This is a genomic window from Candidatus Acidianus copahuensis (assembly GCF_000632495.1).
Taxonomy (GTDB): Archaea; Thermoproteota; Thermoprotei_A; order Sulfolobales; family Sulfolobaceae; genus Acidianus; species Acidianus copahuensis.
Genome location: NZ_JFZT01000048.1, coordinates 94,044 through 112,676, shown reverse-complemented (window position 1 = coordinate 112,676; position 18,633 = coordinate 94,044). Strand labels below are relative to the sequence as shown.

Genomic DNA, 18,633 nt, shown 5'->3' with positions numbered 1-18,633 from the left:
ATTATAATTTCACCCATTTAAACATTATGTACTTCACACTACCAATCTTTGCATTGGTCATAGCTAATATGAGCTTCTTCCTAGTACTATGAGAAACCCTTCCAAAACTCATCAGTTGATTTGCTGTAATCGATGAATTAGCATCTAAACATATTACTACGTAAGGTGCATGTTCCATGCCAGGACCTAGAGTATATATTGCAAAATCTGCTCCAAACTTTATTCCTGATCTAACTACAAATCCTTTCTCTCTCAGGTCATTATAAACTGTAAAAAGTATATCAAATCTCGGTATAGCTAATTTAGCATATTTCATGAATTCTTCCTCAGAAAGAAGTTTCTCTTCGTGTATTACTTCAATTTCTCCTTTCCTTAGAAGATATAACCCTTCAATAAGAGATAACTCTAAAGCCCTATTTATGTCTTCAGCCCCTTTAGGTTTTGGATTTCCTAAAGGTTTACCAAAGAAGCTTTTAGAGTATATTCTTTTCGCATCATCAATAGAAAATATTACTAATCTGTCTCCAAATAAATATGCTGGGCTTTTAGTCATGTTACTCTTCCAAACGCTATATAAGTTATATCATTTGCAGAATTTCTTATCAAATCTTCACTATCCTCTAGTCTATCTGCTATATCCTTCATAAGCATAACATAAACTAATCTTGATATTTTTCTTCAAGTAATTTAAGCTCAAAGTTTCTATAGAGATCATCTACTTCTTCCTCTAGTTTAATTATATAACGGGCAAAATCTATAGACTTCTTAGCCTCTACCGATAACATCCTAAGAGCTTCCATCATGTGTGTGAGAGAAGCTATAATTTTCTCACATATAGTTTTTATTAAATTATATAAAATACCATTTACCTTAATGTTCTTAGCAATCAGAATACTTATCCTATATGCAGCTGCATCAATGTTCTGCGAGATCCTTTCTAAGTTATTTATTACATCTATATACAGATCTCTATCCTCTAGACCCTCTTTAATCTTTATGATATATTGACCAAGCAAGTACTTGTTATTCTCTATTTCATTTTTCAACCCGTTAATCTTTCCATAAACTTTCATTGACTTGTCATCTGATTCAAGGTATTCATATAGTGCTCTAATCTCGTCGATAACTTGTAAGGTTATCTCTTGTGTTCTTTCCTCTAATGTCATTCTAGCAATACTCATTCATATTCACTTATAGACTTATTTTAGATATTATAGATATTATAGATTCAATTTGCTTTATATCATCTTCTATATCTAAATTATAACCCGATTTCCTAGCAAGTTCTTTTAAATTAATTAGAATTTCCTTTTCATCTTTTAATCCAACTATATTAAGATAGCTAACAATACCTAATGCTTCCTCCTTTATTTTGTCATCTTTTATCTCATTGAAACGTGTAGTTATTGTAAAAAGACCTTGCCCTAGATCTCTTCTTACTTTTCTCATCCTCTTTAAAACTCTTATAACTCTTTCATAATCCATTCGCTGTATAGCTATTAGATTCTCAAGTTCTTTCAGATAAGTCGAATGATCCTCTATGACTTCCTCAAATCTTGTTAATGTAGTCCCAACAACGATATCACTCTCATTCATTACAATGCCCTCAAAGTAACTGTACTATTATCAGTTATACCTAACTTTAGCAAATCTGATTTGTTTGCCCATACTTCAATTTCTGGTACAGTCTCTTGGGAAATAACTTTTACCTTTATCTTTTTTCCCTTAACCGATATTTCAGCTTCATTGAAAATTTGTAACTGTGATAGTAACTTGTTCGATATTATAACAATACCTTCATCTATATCATTTCTTTCTCTCATTTTTACTCTCTTCTCTTTAGGAGGATTCTTGCCCTTATTCTTAAGGGAAGAAGCTGGAGGAATTATATTTACCAAGGATTTAATATCGATCTTTTTCTCCTTATCCTCATCGCTACTCATATCTCTTACCTCTCATCTTTTCTTGTTTATAACTAGTTCCTTTAGAGTATTAATTAATTCTCCTTCTTTCACTCTAATCTGATCCCACGTATCTCTATCTCTTATAGTTATAGTATCGTCTTGAAGGGTTTGAGGATCTATAGTTATAGCAAAGGGAACGCCTATCTCGTCCGATCTAGCGTATCTTTTACCTATACTTCCGGAATCGTCAAACATTACATCAAATCCTGTCTTAAGCATTAAGTAAATTTTCCTTGCTCTCTCTACTAACTCTCCCCTTTCAAGAAGTGGAAATACAGCAACCTCGTATGGAGCTATTTTTGGTGGAAGAGATAATACTATTCTATCTTTCTTTTCCCGGTATGCATTCGCTACCGATATATAAAGGCACCTTTCGACACCAAAAGAAGGTTCCACAACATGTGGATAAAACTTTTTACCGCTCTCCTTTTCCTCCCTTTCAACAACACTTACAAACTCAGATAAACTTTTTCCATTAATTTTTTCATCCATTTTTATTAATGTTTCAATCTGTTCTGGAGAAAGATTGGAAATTCTCTTCATAAAATCTTTAATTAGATTTTTATCCTCATTATTTAGCTTATCCTTATTAATTATCACACTTTTCTTTTTTACAGTAATAGGAGTAGAATACTTCTTAAAAACTGTAAGATCCTGACCACTCGATTTAGCATGGTTTGACAAATCGTAGTCACCTCTATACGCATGTCCAGAGATCTCAATTTTATCATTACCCAGAACGATCATTTGATCGAATGTTTGACTTGAATAATGAGCTCTCTCATGAGGTAACTTTTCTTCAAAATATATGTTGTTCTCAGATATTCCCAGTTCCTTTACAAATTTATTAGCAGTAGCCATCCAATAGGCCATCCATGGATTTATAACTGCTTTTTCACTGACTAGTTCACTTACTTTATACGATATCGGCTTCTCCTCTTTTTTCTGTTTTAGCTCAGCTGTCAAGACTCTTATTATATCTTCTCCGTATTTCCATAATGGTACGTCTTTGTCCTCTGGATCCATAAAGAATTCTACTTCCATTATGGTAAATTCTCTCATTCTTAGAAGTCCTTGCCTTGGAGATATTTCGTTCCTAGCCACTCTACCAATTTGAGCTATTCCAAGTGGAAGTTTTTGCCTAGAACTATCATAAACTCTCTTAAATGATGTAAACATTCCTTGAGCTGTCTCAGGTCTTAAATAGCCTTTAGAGTCACTATAAGGTCCTATAGTAGTGCCAAACAGGAGGTTAAATTCCCTTACATCTCCAAAATCTCCCCCACAGGACGGACATCTAATTCCTTTATCTCTAATTAACGATGTAATTTCTGTGGTATTCAGACCTTCTGCACTAATATGAGCAAATTCTTCTACTAGATGATCTGCTCTATACACCTTATGACACTTATTGCACTCGACTATTGGATCTGTAAATCTATCTATGTGTCCACTCGCTTTAAATACTTTTTCTGGGGTTATTATTGGTGTTTCTATCTCCACTACAAATTCATTATTATCCTCTACGAAAATTTGTCTCCATAGGTTTACTATCTTATTTTTTATCCTTGTCCCTATAGGACCTATATCATAAAGTCCTCCAATACCACCATAGATCTCATATGATGGCCAAAAAATTCCCCTCCTCTTTGCTAGCTCAATTACCTTTTCTGTTTCACTCACATGAGGTAATGTTATGTTAAGCTTATAAACTTCTTGACATGCCTAAAAATCATGAGCGATTCAAGATTGCTCTACTTAAACGAAAATAGTAGGAAGTTTGCAGGCTTCAATAAAGAGAATTCACCGTTTGTTATCCTTGGCCTTCCTATGGATATAACAAGTAGTTATAGACCAGGTAGTAGATTTGCACCTTCAGCAATTAGAGAAGCTTCACAATACATAGAGTTCTACTCTCTTAGAGCTGATGAAGATATGGGAGAGATAGGTTTTAATGACGCAGGTGACGTAGTTATGCATCCATCAAATGTAGAGGAAAACGTTAAGAGAATAAGATCAGTCGCTAGCTATTTCGCTGAAAAAGGGAAAATACTAATATCAATAGGAGGAGAACATACAGTTTCCATAGGTACAGTTTTAGGCACTAATGCAGATTGCGTAATCAGTTTTGATGCTCATTTAGATTTAAGAGAAGAATACATGGGTTACAGGTATGATCATGCATGCGTAATGAGAAGATTAAGTGAAGAAGGTATAAAAATAATGGAAATTGGTAATAGAGCAATCAGTAGAGAGGAAATTCAATACGCTAATTCTTCCGGAATAAGGTTCATAACTACTAATGAAGTGAATATTATAGGTATAAGGGAAGTTGCAAAAAGAGTAATAAACTTCACAAAGGAATGTTCAAGAATATACTTGTCTTATGATATGGATTCAATAGATCCTTCTTATGCTCCTGGAGTTGCAACTCCTGAGCCTGAAGGTCTAAGTCCAACTACAATACTCGACACAGTAAAACTTTTCATTGATAGAAGAATCGTTGCCTTTGACGTTGTAGAAGTTTCACCATCTTATGATCCCAGTGGAATAACCTCTGTCCTAGGCTCTAAATTAATCCTAGAAACAAGCGCATTAATAAGATCTAAATTGCTTTAATTACCTTTACAGTAGGCTTTCTTATCATATAAATTATATTATATCCGCAGTAAGGACATCTAACTCCTGGTAAAACTTTGAGTTTACTATCATCAAATGTTCTCCAACATCTTCCACATCTATACTGATCTGACATATGCCCTATTTTAATTCAAAGATTTTAAAACTATTGTGAACAGAAAAGCTCAAAAAGGTGTTTGCTCAAATGTTAAATGGCAACATGGCAGATAACTTGTGTGGAGGACTTCCACCAGATATATGTGAACAACTAAATAAGGAAGAACAATTTATTAAGATAAAGTTAGAAAGAAGAAGATACGGGAAAGAAGTTACTGTGATTGAGGGGATAAGTACTGACGATACAGATCTCAAGAAAATAGCTGCTGAGTTAAAATCTAAACTCGCAGCCGGGGGTACAGTAAAAAATGGAAGAATTGAAATTCAGGGCGATCATAGAGATAAAGCTAAAGAAATTCTCATTAAATTAGGTTTTCCGGATGGTAATATAATGGTAATTGAATAAATCTATAAAAAAATTATTGATTTTGTATTTCTATCTTTAACTCCTGAATGAGTTCTTTATATCTATTTCTTACTGTAACTTCTGTAACGCCTGCAACTTGTGCTATCTCTTTTTGAGTTCTCCTTTCATCATTTAGAAGAGCTGCAATGTAAATAGCTGCTGCAGCAAGTCCAGCAGGATCTTTTCCGGCTGTAAGTCCAGTATTTTTAGCTTTTTCTAGTGTTTCCGCAGCTAATTTCATTACAGCTCCACTAAGACCTAGTAGAGAACCTATCCTAGTAACATAATCCTTCGGATCGCTAACAGGAACCTCTACATTTAATTCCCTAAGAAGAAGTCTATAGCACCTAGCTACCTCTTTTCTATTAGCCTTAGTAAATTGCGCTATTTCGTCTAAAGTTCTTGCTATTTTTATCCTTCTACAAGAGGCATAAATTGACGCAGCAACAACGCTTTCTATAGATCTCCCTCTAACCAGACCTTTTTCAACTGCTTTTCTATAGATTAGAGCTGCCTCATCTTTAACTGATTTCGGAAGACCTAATAAATTACCTATTCTCTCAAGTTCATTCATGGCTTGGGCAAGATTTCTATCAATAGAGCTCTGTATTCTCGCCCTAATTTGCCATTTTCTCCATCTAAGAACTTCTAGTCTCCTTTTAGGATCTAAACTTCTACCTATTGAATCCTTATCCTTCCAGTCAATTATTGTGGATAAACCACGATCGTGAATAGTCTGATTTAGAGGACCTCCGACTCTGCTTCTCTTTTCCTTCTCCTCTGGTGTAAATGCCCTCCATTCCGGTCCTTGATCAATTATCCTTTCTTCTATAACCTCCCCAGTCTCAGAACAAATGTACTCTCCACGATCAGAGTCAAAAATTATTTTATCCTCTGGACATAAAGATGATTGCTCATTCGAATTGTTTTTTTCACTCATCTATACACCACCAGATTTAAAATAGCTCGGCTCAAAGTAAGCCTTTTAAACTTTTCTATAACATGGCTTATAAAATTTTCCGCTATGTTTTTAAAGGCTTTTCCAAAATAAGATTTCTCTGAAAGCGAAGTTTATATAATAGTTGTCTTTAAATAATACTTAGCCGGGTAGTCTAGTGGCCAAGGATCCAGGGCTCTGGCCCCTGGGACCCCGGTCCGAATCCGGGCCCGGCTACTTTAACCTTCTTTACCTAGATCTAATATTACAGGTTAAATGTATTAAGATTCATTAATATAATATTTAATTTAAAAAGTAGAAAATAATTAATATTTAATATAAATTTATAATACTATATGAAAGATTTACTTACTTTTTAAATTAAAACTTACTTAAAATTTTGATATACATAGATAAAAATCATATATGAAATTGTCTGTAAGATCATATAGAGCTAATTCAATATAATTCTTGATTTATCTTCCCAAATCCGCAACTCTTAAAATTTATTGCAATTACTATAACTAGATGAGTCAGGCACAGCAAATTAAGGTTTCAGAAAAAGTGCAAGGAATTATAGAAAAAAGTGTAGATAATAAAGTAATCAACAGAAAAGAGTTGCATCTTAAGTTGTTTCATATAGGTGTTTCTACACCTTCAAGAAAGGATTTACAAAAAACTATAGCTTCTCTACTAAGATATCCAGAAGAACAAGTCGTAATCAAAGAGATTAGAACTAGTTATGGTTCTGGTATATCAGACGCTTTAGTAGTAGCTTATAGTGAAAAGGAAATAGCAGAGAAATTTGAACCAAAGTATTTACTGAAACGCGGAAATAAAGCTAAGAAAGAGGGAGGAGAACAAAATGGCTAAAGGAGAGAGCGGGGTAAAAGCAGTAGTTAGGACATATTATGAAATAACTGGTGATAAAGTTAAACTTAAAAATAAAAAGTGTCCTAGATGCGGAAGCGTTATGGCCCACCATATGAAGCCGAGAGAAAGATGGGCTTGCGGTAAATGTGGATATACTGAGTTTGTATCGGGGAAAAAATAAGATATGTTAGTTCTGGGTATAGAGTCTACAGCCCATACTTTTGGTGTGGGTATTGTCCAAGATAGTGAACCTTTTATACTGGCTAATGCCAGGGATACATTTGTTCCTAATGCTGGTGGAATGAAACCAAGCGATTTAATGAAACATCACGCAGAGGTTTCACAAGAAGTGTTTATAAAAGCCTTAGAGCAGGCAAATATTTCACTAGATTCTTTAAACGGTGTTGCAGTCTCATTAGGCCCGGGTATTGGCCCGGCCTTAAGAGTTGGAGGAATTGTTGCAAGAACTCTAGCTCTTAATCTGAATATTCCTTTAATTCCGGTTAATCATGGAATAGCGCATATAGAAATAGGGAGCTTAACTACAAAAGCAAAGGATCCTTTAATTCTTTACCTATCAGGCGGTAATACAATTATAACAACATTCTATAATGGAAAATTCAGAGTTTTTGGTGAAACATTAGATATCGCTCTAGGCAATATGATGGACGTGTTTGTAAGAGAAGTGGGACTAGCTCCACCATATATAAAAAACGGAAAACATGTTATAGATATTTGTGCAGAGAAAGCAGAAAAAATAATACAATTACCATACGTAGTAAAAGGCCAAGATATGTCCTTTTCTGGCCTTTTAACCGCATCACTTAGAGCAACAAAGAAGTATAGTCTACCAGATATATGTTACTCCCTAAGAGAGAACGCATTTGATATGCTTCTTGAAGCTACTGAAAGAGCCTTAGCTTTAACTAAAAAGAAGGAAATTATGGTTGTAGGAGGAGTTGCAGCTAGTGTAAGTCTTAGAGAGAAACTAAGAAAACTGGGAGAGGACTGGGGAGTCGAGTTAAAGATTGTCCCACCAGAATATGCAGGAGACAATGGTACAATGATAGCATATACTGGGCTATTAGCATTGAAACATGGAATAACAATTCCCATTGAGGAATCAGGTGTTAGACCCAGATGGAGGATAGATGAGGTAGAAATACCTTGGAGGAATTAAAGCTAATTAGTAGAGGTGCAGAATCGTTTATTTATGAAACATATTTCTTAGGAATCCATGCTATTCTGAAAAAAAGAATATCAAAGCAGTATAGAGAATCAACTCTAGATGAGAGAATAAATAGAGAAAGAACAATTCATGAGGCAAAAATAATGTATGATGCTATGCGAGCTGGTGTACCAGTACCAGCAGTACTTTACATTAACTTAGAACAAAAAGAATTGATAATAGAGTATATCGAAGGAGAAAGCTTACTAGAATATCTGAAAAGGAGAAATGAGATGGAGGATAAATTTATGGAAGAGCTTGGCATAATTGTGAGCAGGCTTCATAGAAATAAAATAGTTCATGGAGATTTAACAACAAATAACGTAATGGTTTCAAATAACCGGCTATTCGTTATAGATTTTGGTTTATCAAAGAGATCAGATGATGTAGAAGATATTGCAACAGACATACATGTTTTTCTTAGATCATTGGAAAGTATCCACCCGGAAAAGAAGGAAAAACTTTACTCAGCGTTTCTAAAGGGTTATATGGCATTGCCTAATTTCAACGAGGTATTAAGTACAGTTAAAGAGATTAGGATGAGAGGTAGGTACATTGAAGAAAGAAGAAATAAAGGTAGTAACAAGTAATAATGGGAAATTTAATGAGTTAGCATTAATGGCTGAAAAATATGGATTAAAATTGAAAATAGTAGCTGTTCCAAAGTTCGAGATACAAGCAGATAAAATAGAAGACGTCGTAAGATATTCGGCATCTTTATTCTTTTCTTTATTTAAAGAGCCTCTACTGCTAGATGATAGTGGCCTATTTATAGAAAGCCTTAAGGGCTTTCCAGGCCCATATACGAACTTCGTTAAAAGGACATTAGACATTTATGGAATACTAAAACTAATGACAGGAGAAAGTAACAGGAAAGCTCATTTTGAGACAGCCTTAGCATATATTGACGAGAATGAAATCAAAGTATTCAAGGGGACAGTCGATGGAAGAATAGCATATGAGCCTAAAGGAGAAAGAGGTTTCGGTTTTGATCCGATATTTATCCCGAACGGATCAGAAAAAACATTTGCTGAAATGTCCATAGAGGAAAAGAACACATATTCACATAGAGGTAAAGCATTTAAAGAATTCATTAAGTTCTATTTATATTGAGTTGTTTCTCTAATACTTTCATCATTCAAATATTTATAAAATCGATTATAGTAATCAGAAATATATTGTATATCATCGGCTGATAAATCTGGTAAATCTTCTACTTTAACATACTCCTCCAACTCATTTAGAGATGTTATATTTGGCGTTACTGTAGAAACATTTGAAAAGTATAAATCAAACTTTAAGGCTAATTGAGATAATTTCATTCCTTTCCTTTTAGCAAAAGTTAAAATTTCTTTTGAATTATTTACAGCTTCTTGTATCCACTTTATATCTTTCAGACTTCTATGAAGTTTTTTATCCTCTACTATGGGCCATTTATCCTCTATTAAGGAATCAGAAGCATGTGGAACTCTAATTACTTGACCTATTTTATATTTTAAGAACTCTAAACCTGGATTTTGTTCTATCAAATTAAAAATATGTTCTAAACCTTCGTAGCCCATTTTAATTGCCTCTATTCCTTCCTCTCCCCAACCAAGAGTAGGACCAAGAGCGATCCCAACAGATCTTGCAATTCCATCCTTCTTAAGAGAGAATAGAAAGTCCTTGATATCACTATTCCTTATAATATCAATCCTGGGATTATGTAGCATAAGGATATCAATGTAATCAGTATTGAGCCTTTTCATAGATTGTAAAACAGCATATCTAAGGTAATCTACATCAAATGATTGCTCAATTTTCTTAGATTTTTTATTATAAAAATTATATCCAACTTTAGTAAGTATTACAATATTATCTCTCTTAGCCCCTAAAACCTTTCCAACTACTTCTTCTGCTTTTCCCTCACCGTATATGTCTGCAGTATCAAAAAAATTTATACCAAATTCATAAGATTTTTTCAATATATCTTCAGCTTTAATATTACTTGACCACCAATCTGTTGCTAAACTCCATACGCCTATTCCCAATTCTGAAACTTTTATTCCAGTATCACCAAAGTTTCTATATCTCATGTCATACCACTAGATATATCTCTAAACATTCTTAAAAATAAAAACGCAGGTATAAGAATGCTAGTAAAAATAGACGAGAAAAGTTTTGATGAGATCTTGTCTAAATTAAAACAGGAAGTTTATGAATATAATACATTTATTAAAGGTTCTGATATATATCTTAAACCATTTCATATAGTCTATAGAAATGATAAAAAATATATCTATATAGGGAAATATTGGTATAAACTTCAGAAAATTAATGGGAAAATTAAATGGATTTATCTAGGTAAAAAAAAGCCTGCAAACAACCTTCCTGATCCTCCAAGACTCCCAGAAGTTACGATCATTAAGGAGGAGAGAGATTACATAATTGATAATGAGCTTCTAAATCATTTGAAATGATAGCTTATCTTTTATCTCGTCTTTACTTATCCCTAGCTTTAGACCATTTAAGATAATTATTAAATCTTCTAAATCAAGCCTAATAATTTCTGATATACCAAGAGCTGTTATAGGAGAGAAGGGCGAGCCCATAAACGAATCTATGGCTCCTCTTCTAGCGTAAGATTTTGCCAATTTATTTAATGACGAAAGCGCTACGTATATGTTACTTAGATTCATAAACTTAGAATAAGGGGATCTTCTAAGACCGTCTAAAACCTCATCTGTAGTAGTTGAGTTTGCTAGATCCTTTATTAGATCCTGGTTTATTTGACATATGGCATTAGAAGTTAGCTTTTGTCGGATAGCCAAACTTATTGAATAGTAATCCTTGTATGCACATATTATAGAATCTGCTGACGCTTTCCAATCTCCTTTTAGAGTTTCAACGACAGCTGATAATTTCTCAATGAAAAAATAGTCTAGTAAAGAAGTCAATTGAGACAGATCTTTTGGAGATTTAGAAATAGCATAGTTAAGTGCGTCACCATAAATACTATTCCTTGTAGTTCCCTGAAGCTCATCTATACTTGACGCGGACATATCAAGCTTAAGAAAATATAGTTTAGGAATTTTGGTCTTATTATAAACTGAAGAGACATAAGTTTTGAACTCATCTAGTGTTAAAACATAATAATATAAATTAACAATATCTGATGAAATTTTTACAGATTTAAATAGATTCAGTAATTTTGTTAAGGAATTAATGGCTCTTTCTCTAAGTATTACTTCCGCATCAGAAATATCGTAAGGTATATCGTCAATAAATCCTCTTTCTTTTAGTATTTCCATAACTTCTTTCCAGTCACTTTGAGATAGAATCTCGGTTATCAAACTTCTTGATAAAGTTTTGGATTTGTACAGCCTAGAAATAGAGGTTATATATGCCATGGATACGAAACTCACTTAAATGCACCTTTTATCTCATTTAAAACCTCTTCAACAGCTCTTTCGAGATTTTTTTCTGCAGATTTTCTCATTTTATTAATTTTGAGTTCTCTTTCTTCCGATGCTCTTTTTCTCATGTCGTTTATAATATCTTGTTTTTCTTCCTCTATATTAGATACTATTTCATCAAAAACTTTCTTAGCCTCTGTTTCCATTTGTAATGATATTTGTTGGGCTAACTCTATAAGTCTCTTTGAGTCCTCGGCAGTACTTAATTTTATTTTCTTAACTTCTTGTTCAAATTCAACTATAACCTTTGCGTAATCTTCAAGGTTAGAATTTGTCATTGTATATGTCAATTTCTGTTCTCTTTTATAAATTTCCTTCCTCTAATCAGATAGCCTGTATGCATAACCCCTATATTTTTTGGCCTAACAGCGTTTTCTTTTACCTGATATTCTCTAAGAATAAGTTCCTCAGCATGGAGATCAACGAATCCATTGTTTTTCATAGATAAATATGTCTTCTCAACCTGATTTACTGTAGGTACAAAAACTACTAGTGAACCAGAGGACTTTAAAGAAGGATAAATAGGAGATATGGCATTCCACGGATCAGGCATGTCTAAAAATACTGCGTCTACTTCTTGCTCTTCTATTCCATTCCGTATATCCTTTAATTTAAACGTGACCCTATTTGAGAGGTTCAATATTGATAAATTGAATAATGCTCTTTTCTGCATATCTTCTCTAATATCGTAGCTTATAATTCTCCCGTTATCCCCTAAAAAATAAGCTAGAGCTATGGTAAGAAATCCAGATCCAGTACCGGATTCAATTACTAGCGAATCAGGTTCTACTCCCGATGAGTAAAGTATATAACCTATATCCTTTGGGTAAAGAACTTGAGAAGGTCTTGGAAGACTACTATATATGTCAGTAGGAATTGGTTTAAGAAGATAAGCATTACCTTTACTCATTGCAATTTTTTCCCCATATTCTTTTCCTATTAGGTCGTCATGCAATATATATCCTCTATCTGTATCTAATCTTTTACCTTGTTCTATTTTCATAAGAAATACTCTCTTGGGATCGATCCAAATCGTTACAATATCTCCTTCCTTTAATGGCACGGAATTTAGAAAGTTAGAACAATTAAAAACTTTACCTTATTTCAGTATTGGTGTCTCATATCACCAAATCAATAATACCAGCCATCATCATTATTCCTTTATCCATAATTCTTTCCTAATAAAGTCACTTATTGCAGCTCTTATTACTTCACTTCTTGACTCATATCTACCTGTATTTACTAACTCGTCTATAGATTCCAGAAACTGCTCTGGTAGTTTCACAGTTATTATTTTCATTAAAGATCGAATATGCTAATACCTCTCTAACACTTTTAAGAATTATTACAAAGTATTCGCCCCTTTAGATGCCTGCTCCCATATATGGTTAAAGTAAACTGACGCAATATCTACGATATACTTGTGATTAGAAAGTAAGCCAGATAGCTTATCAACATTTCTTAATATAAGAAGAACACTTGAACTCGTTATTATTCCACTACCAAACATATTATTTAATTTTTTAATCTCTACACCAGGTAATTCTAAACCAAAGCTATCTGGAACAATTAATTTAACTGTAGAGTGAAATGCTTTGACTTTAATAGTTTCAATAACGTTTTCGTCTAATAGCTCTTGAAAAGATATCGCAATAAGGAATTTATTTCCATCACTTAGAGTGTTTATAATAGTTTCTTTTAATTTTGAGCTAGGTATGAGTATAACATTGTAGGTTGAAGAGGTAGGTAATATAGATGATAGGGGCTCTATAAATTCCTTCTCAAACTCATTTACTTTGATTTCAATTAATCTCTTAACACTAGACCATAAATCTCTTAATGAAATAGCCTCATATACTGCTGGCTTTTTGCCTAGCTTCTTAATCCACCCTCTTTCTTCTAGCTTTGAAAGTATAGTATAAATTTTTGTATATGAAATACTGAGCTTTTTGGAAACATCTCTAGCTGTCATCTGCCCCTCAAGTAAAAGAAATGAATATACTTTTAGTTCAGATCTAGATATTCCAAGAATAGATGCGAATTTGGAAACTCTAGCAAGCAGATCTTCTATAGTGCTATTTTCCATATAACTTATATTGCCAAAAGAAAGATTAAAGATTAGGGTAAGCAATGGGCGGAGTTTCAAAAAAACCAATAAGTAATATAGAAAAAAAGATGAAAAAAGAAACTGATGCTCAACAACAGACAAAAGGAAAGAAGAAGTCAAGCAAAACAGGAAGTGAAGTCATATCTAAGAACGTGGTTATAGGTAATGATATGATAAAAAGAGTTGAAGAGGAAATAAAGAAAGAGAAAATTATTACTCCTTATACCTTAGCTACCAAAGCAAATATCTCAGTAAGCGTAGCAAAGAGAATATTGAAGGATTTAAATAACCAAGGTATAATTAAGGAGAATTTTAAGAATAAAAGAACAGCAGTATATATTAGCGTTCAGTCTTAGCTACTGTCTTTTCCCCTATTATTCTATTCTTTTTAATGCTTTTACATAGGCCTCCTATTATACCTTCAACTCCTGCTAGTCTCGATATTATATTTTCTTTGTTTTGTGTTATAGTAGTACTTTCTACAAGAAGAATTGAGTCTTCTTCTTCAGCTTCTTTATATATCAAGGATTCCGACGTAGCTATAAAAGTAGGAGAATAACCAATTATTTCACCATCTTCATTCTCGACAAGTTCGCCGTTAACCAAATACGATATGTTATTTTCGATAGCTCTTGTAATAGCTATATGTTTGACAATATCTTGCCTTTTTGATGTAGGTCTTACTGTACTTATAATCGTTTGAGATCCTTCGAAGGCTAATATTCTACTAATTTCTGGAGAAAGTAAATCGTCCTCCGATATAACTCCGTACTTTTTGTCAAGAACGACATATAGAGGTTCTTTTCCTCCTGCTATACCAATTCTTATATCTTTTTCTGACATCAAAATTTTTCTATATTTACCTATAATTTCCCCATCAGGAGAAATAATTAAAGTTGTTAAAAATATCTTAGGACCAGCTTGCTCAAGTAAAGGACCTGCTATTAAGTATACCTCCCCTTCCATAGCTAATTTTACAAGAGCGTCAGTTGAGTTTCCAGGAATCTTTTCAGCTAAATTTTTCACTACACTACGCATTTTTTTCTCGTTATTATAAACCTCAAAAGTATTTCCAACGGGAAATAACGATGGAAGAACTACCAGTTTAGCTCCTTTGTCCTTCGCCATCTTTATTAATTTTTTTGCCTTTTCTATGTTATGTTTTCTATACATCTCCTTAAGCTTTATGTACGTCAAAGAGATTAACATCTTATTCACCCAATACTTTGGATCTCGTTATATAATTGCTTTAATACTTGTCTGTAATCGATCTTCCCTTCTTCAATTTCATCCATCATATCCAAAAGAATCTTAGTTCTTTCTTCTGAAACCAAATTGTGATAATTAGTATTTAAAAAGTTATACACACTTATCCCTAGTTTAGATGGAATAAGTCTTTTAGCATTTCTGGATTCTATTATATACATTCTTTTTATTAGAGTAGAGATAATTGTTGCATACGTACTAGGTCTACCGATTCCTTTATTCTTCATTTCAGTTATAAGTTCACCTTGAGTATAGAGTTGATGATCACTTTTCAGAAAAGATGATGTTACTTGGCCTTGAAAATCGCATCCATTACTACAGTTCATAATCTTTTTGATAGAATCCTGATGTGTAGATTCCCTCATTGAAAAATAAATCCTAGGAAAATATAAAGAGAGTCTGCTTAGATCTGTGTCTGATCCTAACCTAACTTCCATTACCATATCGAGGTTATTATTCTCTAGCTTAAGCTCATTATCCTTAAAGAAAGCTCTTACTTTAATGTTTAACTTGATAAGTGTTAATGGAATAATCTGACTAGAGATAAACCTTGAAAATATCAGATCATAAACTCTATAATGATTGATAGAAAATCTTTTTGGAAGTTGTAATTCTCCTTCCTCTATCATTGCTCTTAATTGTTTCTCGTCTAAGGGCTTTGTAGGTCGTATAGCTTCATGTGCACCTCCTTCTCCCCAGCTTCTCGGTTTAAAAATTTCCTTATATTTATCTCCTAATTGTTGCTTTAGATAAGATTCAGCAATAAATATTCCAATACTAGATATCCTAGTACTATCAGTTCTATGATAAGTAATAAGACCTGATTCGAAGAGATCTTGAGCTACCCTCATGGTTTCCGGTGCAGATATGCTATAAAGGTTAGATGCGTCAGATAACAGTGTATCAGTAGTATATGGGGGAAGAGGACCAAACTTATCTTCGACCTTAGAAACACTATCGACCCTTACATTGAATTTAGTTTTTTTATTGATATTTCCTTGTCTAGGAATCAGAACAGACAAATTATTTAGAAACTTAACTACGTACACTTTACGCTTGGATTTCTCATAATTCATGTAACGACCTATGACCCAACCTAGAACCGGAGTTTGAACTCTTCCAGCGCTTAGGTTCCTATTATCATTACATGTTTGTGATAATACTATATTACTGCAATACTCTGGCCAAAAATTCTTTTGTAACTTGATAGAGAGACTAAATCCGATCCACCTGTCTTCGATCCTTCTAACAATTTGGGAACGAAGCATTGGAGCGGAAAAAGATCTCGAGTTATTAATTGCTTCAACAATAGCCTTTCTTGTAACTTCGTGAAACTCGGCTCTCTTAATTTCCTTGTTAAAAGGTCTAAGTGAAAAATAGATGTCCCACGCAATTTTCTCTCCTTCAACATCAGGATCTGTCCCGACTAGGATTTCATCAGCCTCAATAGCCAATTGCGATAATAAGTTCACGGTATCCCTCTTATCCCTTACTACTAAAGAACCGCACGTTGGACACTTTCCATCGTTAGCTTCAGTAAACTGATGGCCTTTGGCACATCTCTTAATTGTATTGTAGTACGGTATAAACGTTAGCTCGCTATTCTGTTCTATTTCTATACCATGAATACCTAGATTTTTTGTTGTAAGATCGTAAATATGACCTCCACTAGCCGTAACCATTAACACTTTATCTCCAATTACTGTCTCATAAACTCTCAAACCATTGAAATCCCTAACGCTTGGTTTAGAAAAGAAATTTGAGATTGTTTTTGCCTTATTTGGAGATTCTACAACAAATAGAATTGTCTTAATCTTTTTCATGGGGGCAGATTCTAGAAATCCTTCCTTCTTGATTTTACTGATATTTTCACGTTCGGAATCTATTTTATTTAGTATATCATCTAAATTTCTATCTCCAACTTTCCAACTATTTAAATCCAAATTATTCCAACTTACATCTTCCAAGACTAAGGAAAGTCTTCTTTTTAGTAAATCAAACAACTTAAGGTTGTCTACAAGTACTACTGATAAACCTGTAGTGAGTTCGCCTCCAAATATTCTAGAAGTTCTTCCACTGGCTTGAATATATGTTAGATAGTCCGGGACTGAAACGTATCCGTTATTTATAGACATCTCGCCAATCTCAGAAATCTTTTCTAGCATAGAATTATCTGAAAGATATTTATTTACAATTTTATACGCTTCTTCTATATATTTATCGTTGATCTTTTCTTCTTTTATGTCTTTAGCCAATAAAGCTAAAGACATTGTAGATATATTCCTTAGCCTACCTCTAACTATTCTAAGAATTCTAGTGACATCTTGATTCCTTGAAACTAGAGAAATGAGAGTAAGCATCTTTAACATGGCTAGAGGATGCATCGTTTCGCCTATTTTAAATTGAAATTTAGGAATACCTGCAAAAATGGCATATCTAACTCTCCAAGGTAAATCAATACCTCTTACCAGAATTCCATAATGAGTTGCAGTACCTATCAGTACATCAATTTCTCCAGACTCAAATTTTTCGAGCTTTGAAGTAGAATTGGATGTTATTACTGCTGACTTTATTTGATGTATATTACTAGCAAGTTCCTTAGCATACTTAATTCCCTTATCTACAGGAACATAGATAATTCCTCCTGAGCCTAATTTTTGAACTAGAGAATTTATGAGCGATATTTGATCTTGATCGCTTTGAACGTATGAGTCTATTACATTCCTAAGATATATCACTGCACTTCCAGGTTTAAATCCCATGAGAGATGAGAAAACAGGATTTCCCTTCGTTATAGTCGCGGAAGAAAATATTGCTATTTTATCCTTAATTTTCTTCTCTTTTATCTTACTTATTTTCTCATAAGCTTCCTCATAATTATTTCTAGATTCTTTGAGAAGTTCCTTAACTGAGATTACATCATTATCAGTAAAACCAACAAGACGTAAAATTACATTGGCGCTTTTACTTGATTTCAATACCGAATCTACATCGTCAACAAAAAGATAATTATAATTATATTTTTCTATATTACCGATATTTTTCATGATATATCTGGACGTAGATATAAGAACGTCAAAGTCCTCTGACTCGAGGCTAGTTATAAATTCTTGTTTTTGAGAAGATGTTAATCCAGAGTAATAATACGCTAATTTAGGCGAGGTACTACCGAGATTTTTGCTCATAGATGTAAGTCGCTGAGCTACCTGAGTTACTAGCGTCTTAGTTGGAAAAATCATCAGACTCTTCTTTCCTTTCATATAGTAGAAGAGAGACATTATTGTACCAAAAGTTGTCTTTCCTAAACCTGGAGGGGCAACGACAGCAAAACTCTCTCCTCTTAGAGCTCTTATGATCCAAGATCTTTGAGGACCTAGAGGAGGGGAACCCAAAATTTTAACGAATAAATTACTGACTTTTTCTAGATCGCCTAATAATTGTCTGACATTGTTAAGACGATCTAGTTTATCCGTAGAGTCTAAAAATAATATTAGATCCTGAATAGAGTTGAATGTTCTTTCCTCAGGAACACATCTATCACAAGCGGATCCTGCTAAAAGTTTAAGTGTAGTAATATCCCCCCCACAATTTGGGCATGAGTTTAGATATGTAGCTAATGGAATATCGTCTCTTCCCATAACTACAGTTTGTGAATAAGACT

At 33.5% G+C, this 18,633-nt stretch carries 24 protein-coding genes and 1 tRNA gene; 10 read left to right on the top strand and 15 right to left on the bottom strand.

Annotated elements, in window-relative coordinates:
- Position 1 precedes the first annotated feature (1 nt).
- The 5 genes from endA to glyS all read right to left on the bottom strand — a co-directional run bounded on the left by endA (position 2) and on the right by glyS (position 3,647).
- Positions 2-553: a tRNA-intron lyase gene (gene endA / locus CM19_RS09410; protein ID WP_048100188.1), complete on the bottom strand. Its 552-nt coding sequence runs from the start codon at positions 551-553 to the stop codon at positions 2-4.
- Between the two features lie 106 nt (positions 554-659).
- On the bottom strand, positions 660-1,181 hold the full coding sequence (locus tag CM19_RS09405) for a phosphate transport regulator (RefSeq protein ID WP_235185663.1): 522 nt from the start codon (positions 1,179-1,181) through the stop codon (positions 660-662).
- A 10-nt stretch (positions 1,182-1,191) separates the two neighbouring features.
- Positions 1,192-1,596 (bottom strand): hypothetical protein, encoded by a 405-nt coding sequence (locus CM19_RS09400; RefSeq protein ID WP_048100187.1) that lies wholly within the window; start codon positions 1,594-1,596, stop codon positions 1,192-1,194.
- On the bottom strand, positions 1,596-1,943 hold the full coding sequence (locus CM19_RS09395; RefSeq protein WP_048100186.1) for a hypothetical protein: 348 nt from the start codon (positions 1,941-1,943) through the stop codon (positions 1,596-1,598). Before CM19_RS09395 ends, CM19_RS09400 begins: the two co-directional genes overlap by 1 nt.
- Positions 1,944-1,955: 12 nt before the next feature.
- A complete protein-coding gene (glyS, locus tag CM19_RS09390) occupies positions 1,956-3,647 on the bottom strand; it encodes a glycine--tRNA ligase (protein ID WP_048100185.1) in 1,692 nt (563 codons plus the stop codon).
- Positions 3,648-3,698: 51 nt separating this feature from the next.
- Here glyS and speB point away from each other — a divergent pair, with 51 nt between their 5' ends.
- On the top strand, positions 3,699-4,583 hold the full coding sequence (speB, locus tag CM19_RS09385) for an agmatinase (RefSeq protein ID WP_048100184.1): 885 nt from the start codon (positions 3,699-3,701) through the stop codon (positions 4,581-4,583).
- Here the strand turns inward: speB and CM19_RS09380 are convergent.
- Positions 4,570-4,719: a DNA-directed RNA polymerase subunit P gene (locus CM19_RS09380; protein ID WP_048100183.1), complete on the bottom strand. Its 150-nt coding sequence runs from the start codon at positions 4,717-4,719 to the stop codon at positions 4,570-4,572. The genes speB and CM19_RS09380 overlap by 14 nt on opposite strands.
- 84 nt (positions 4,720-4,803) lie before the next feature.
- On the opposite strand from CM19_RS09380, the gene yciH reads away from it, so the two are divergent.
- Complete coding sequence (yciH, locus tag CM19_RS09375) at positions 4,804-5,106, top strand: stress response translation initiation inhibitor YciH (protein WP_048100182.1); 303 nt, start codon at positions 4,804-4,806, stop codon at positions 5,104-5,106.
- Between the two features lie 13 nt (positions 5,107-5,119).
- Here yciH and CM19_RS09370 read toward each other — a convergent pair whose 3' ends face one another.
- Positions 5,120-6,046: a transcription initiation factor IIB gene (locus CM19_RS09370; RefSeq protein ID WP_048100181.1), complete on the bottom strand. Its 927-nt coding sequence runs from the start codon at positions 6,044-6,046 to the stop codon at positions 5,120-5,122.
- Between the two features lie 161 nt (positions 6,047-6,207).
- Here CM19_RS09370 and CM19_RS09365 point away from each other — a divergent pair.
- From CM19_RS09365 to CM19_RS09340, 6 genes are all read left to right on the top strand, one after another.
- Positions 6,208-6,280: transfer RNA gene (locus CM19_RS09365), tRNA-Gln, on the top strand.
- Between the two features lie 291 nt (positions 6,281-6,571).
- Positions 6,572-6,916, top strand: coding sequence for a 30S ribosomal protein S24e (locus CM19_RS09360; protein WP_048100180.1), 345 nt, complete (start codon positions 6,572-6,574; stop codon positions 6,914-6,916).
- Entirely contained in the window at positions 6,909-7,097 is a 189-nt protein-coding gene (locus tag CM19_RS09355; protein WP_048100179.1) for a 30S ribosomal protein S27ae, read from the top strand. The genes CM19_RS09360 and CM19_RS09355 overlap by 8 nt, the downstream gene beginning before the upstream one ends.
- Before the next feature lie 3 nt (positions 7,098-7,100).
- Entirely contained in the window at positions 7,101-8,096 is a 996-nt protein-coding gene (gene kae1 / locus CM19_RS09350; protein ID WP_048100178.1) for a KEOPS complex N(6)-L-threonylcarbamoyladenine synthase Kae1, read from the top strand.
- Positions 8,084-8,734, top strand: coding sequence for a Kae1-associated kinase Bud32 (locus tag CM19_RS09345; protein WP_048100177.1), 651 nt, complete (start codon positions 8,084-8,086; stop codon positions 8,732-8,734). The genes kae1 and CM19_RS09345 overlap by 13 nt, the downstream gene beginning before the upstream one ends.
- A 28-nt stretch (positions 8,735-8,762) precedes the next feature.
- Positions 8,763-9,257, top strand: coding sequence for an XTP/dITP diphosphatase (locus tag CM19_RS09340; protein WP_371810371.1), 495 nt, complete (start codon positions 8,763-8,765; stop codon positions 9,255-9,257).
- On the opposite strand, the gene CM19_RS09335 is transcribed toward CM19_RS09340, so the two are convergent.
- The gene (locus CM19_RS09335) at positions 9,245-10,219 is read right to left on the bottom strand and encodes an aldo/keto reductase (RefSeq protein WP_048100175.1); all 975 of its coding nucleotides are present in this window, start codon (positions 10,217-10,219) and stop codon (positions 9,245-9,247) included. The genes CM19_RS09340 and CM19_RS09335 overlap by 13 nt on opposite strands.
- 57 nt (positions 10,220-10,276) lie before the next feature.
- Here CM19_RS09335 and ubp point away from each other — a divergent pair, with 57 nt between their 5' ends.
- A complete protein-coding gene (gene ubp, locus CM19_RS09330) occupies positions 10,277-10,603 on the top strand; it encodes a UBP family nucleoid-associated protein (RefSeq protein WP_048100174.1) in 327 nt (108 codons plus the stop codon).
- Here ubp and CM19_RS09325 read toward each other — a convergent pair.
- The 5 genes from CM19_RS09325 to CM19_RS09305 all read right to left on the bottom strand — a co-directional run bounded on the left by CM19_RS09325 (position 10,586) and on the right by CM19_RS09305 (position 13,685).
- The gene (locus CM19_RS09325; RefSeq protein ID WP_048100173.1) at positions 10,586-11,548 is read right to left on the bottom strand and encodes a V0D/AC39 family V-type ATPase subunit; all 963 of its coding nucleotides are present in this window, start codon (positions 11,546-11,548) and stop codon (positions 10,586-10,588) included. The two genes, ubp and CM19_RS09325, sit on opposite strands and share 18 nt — an antisense overlap.
- Positions 11,545-11,877, bottom strand: coding sequence for a hypothetical protein (locus tag CM19_RS09320; protein ID WP_048100172.1), 333 nt, complete (start codon positions 11,875-11,877; stop codon positions 11,545-11,547). Before CM19_RS09320 ends, CM19_RS09325 begins: the two co-directional genes overlap by 4 nt.
- 8 nt (positions 11,878-11,885) lie before the next feature.
- Positions 11,886-12,662 (bottom strand): tRNA (adenine-N1)-methyltransferase, encoded by a 777-nt coding sequence (locus CM19_RS09315; RefSeq protein ID WP_048100171.1) that lies wholly within the window; start codon positions 12,660-12,662, stop codon positions 11,886-11,888.
- 90 nt (positions 12,663-12,752) lie between these two features.
- Complete coding sequence (locus tag CM19_RS09310; RefSeq protein WP_048100170.1) at positions 12,753-12,899, bottom strand: ribbon-helix-helix domain-containing protein; 147 nt, start codon at positions 12,897-12,899, stop codon at positions 12,753-12,755.
- Positions 12,900-12,944: 45 nt separating this feature from the next.
- Entirely contained in the window at positions 12,945-13,685 is a 741-nt protein-coding gene (locus tag CM19_RS09305; RefSeq protein ID WP_048100169.1) for a TrmB family transcriptional regulator, read from the bottom strand.
- Between the two features lie 44 nt (positions 13,686-13,729).
- Between CM19_RS09305 and CM19_RS09300 the strand changes: the two genes are divergently transcribed.
- Positions 13,730-14,062, top strand: coding sequence for a 30S ribosomal protein S25e (locus tag CM19_RS09300; protein WP_048100168.1), 333 nt, complete (start codon positions 13,730-13,732; stop codon positions 14,060-14,062).
- Here CM19_RS09300 and CM19_RS09295 read toward each other — a convergent pair.
- Both CM19_RS09295 and rgy read right to left on the bottom strand, forming a co-directional pair.
- A complete protein-coding gene (locus tag CM19_RS09295) occupies positions 14,046-14,915 on the bottom strand; it encodes a carbon-nitrogen hydrolase family protein (RefSeq protein WP_048100277.1) in 870 nt (289 codons plus the stop codon). The genes CM19_RS09300 and CM19_RS09295 overlap by 17 nt on opposite strands.
- 5 nt (positions 14,916-14,920) lie before the next feature.
- Positions 14,921-18,610: a reverse gyrase gene (rgy, locus tag CM19_RS09290; RefSeq protein WP_048100167.1), complete on the bottom strand. Its 3,690-nt coding sequence runs from the start codon at positions 18,608-18,610 to the stop codon at positions 14,921-14,923.
- Positions 18,611-18,633 lie beyond the last annotated feature (23 nt).

Excerpts from the sequence above, each read along its gene's own strand:
- endA (WP_048100188.1), bottom strand. The coding sequence starts at position 553 with ATGACTAAAAGCCCAGCATATTTATTTGGAGACAGATTAGTAATATTT.
- CM19_RS09405 (WP_235185663.1), bottom strand. The coding sequence starts at position 1,181 with ATGAGTATTGCTAGAATGACATTAGAGGAAAGAACACAAGAGATAACC.
- CM19_RS09400 (WP_048100187.1), bottom strand. The coding sequence starts at position 1,596 with ATGAATGAGAGTGATATCGTTGTTGGGACTACATTAACAAGATTTGAG.
- CM19_RS09395 (WP_048100186.1), bottom strand. The coding sequence starts at position 1,943 with ATGAGTAGCGATGAGGATAAGGAGAAAAAGATCGATATTAAATCCTTG.
- speB (WP_048100184.1), top strand. The coding sequence starts at position 3,699 with ATGAGCGATTCAAGATTGCTCTACTTAAACGAAAATAGTAGGAAGTTT.
- CM19_RS09380 (WP_048100183.1), bottom strand. The coding sequence starts at position 4,719 with ATGTCAGATCAGTATAGATGTGGAAGATGTTGGAGAACATTTGATGAT.
- yciH (WP_048100182.1), top strand. The coding sequence starts at position 4,804 with ATGGCAGATAACTTGTGTGGAGGACTTCCACCAGATATATGTGAACAA.
- CM19_RS09370 (WP_048100181.1), bottom strand. The coding sequence starts at position 6,046 with ATGAGTGAAAAAAACAATTCGAATGAGCAATCATCTTTATGTCCAGAG.
- CM19_RS09360 (WP_048100180.1), top strand. The coding sequence starts at position 6,572 with ATGAGTCAGGCACAGCAAATTAAGGTTTCAGAAAAAGTGCAAGGAATT.
- CM19_RS09355 (WP_048100179.1), top strand. The coding sequence starts at position 6,909 with ATGGCTAAAGGAGAGAGCGGGGTAAAAGCAGTAGTTAGGACATATTAT.
- kae1 (WP_048100178.1), top strand. The coding sequence starts at position 7,101 with ATGTTAGTTCTGGGTATAGAGTCTACAGCCCATACTTTTGGTGTGGGT.
- CM19_RS09340 (WP_371810371.1), top strand. The coding sequence starts at position 8,763 with ATGGCTGAAAAATATGGATTAAAATTGAAAATAGTAGCTGTTCCAAAG.
- CM19_RS09335 (WP_048100175.1), bottom strand. The coding sequence starts at position 10,219 with ATGAGATATAGAAACTTTGGTGATACTGGAATAAAAGTTTCAGAATTG.
- ubp (WP_048100174.1), top strand. The coding sequence starts at position 10,277 with ATGCTAGTAAAAATAGACGAGAAAAGTTTTGATGAGATCTTGTCTAAA.
- CM19_RS09320 (WP_048100172.1), bottom strand. The coding sequence starts at position 11,877 with ATGACAAATTCTAACCTTGAAGATTACGCAAAGGTTATAGTTGAATTT.
- CM19_RS09310 (WP_048100170.1), bottom strand. The coding sequence starts at position 12,899 with ATGAAAATAATAACTGTGAAACTACCAGAGCAGTTTCTGGAATCTATA.
- CM19_RS09305 (WP_048100169.1), bottom strand. The coding sequence starts at position 13,685 with ATGGAAAATAGCACTATAGAAGATCTGCTTGCTAGAGTTTCCAAATTC.
- CM19_RS09300 (WP_048100168.1), top strand. The coding sequence starts at position 13,730 with ATGGGCGGAGTTTCAAAAAAACCAATAAGTAATATAGAAAAAAAGATG.
- CM19_RS09295 (WP_048100277.1), bottom strand. The coding sequence starts at position 14,915 with ATGTTAATCTCTTTGACGTACATAAAGCTTAAGGAGATGTATAGAAAA.
- rgy (WP_048100167.1), bottom strand. The coding sequence starts at position 18,610 with ATGGGAAGAGACGATATTCCATTAGCTACATATCTAAACTCATGCCCA.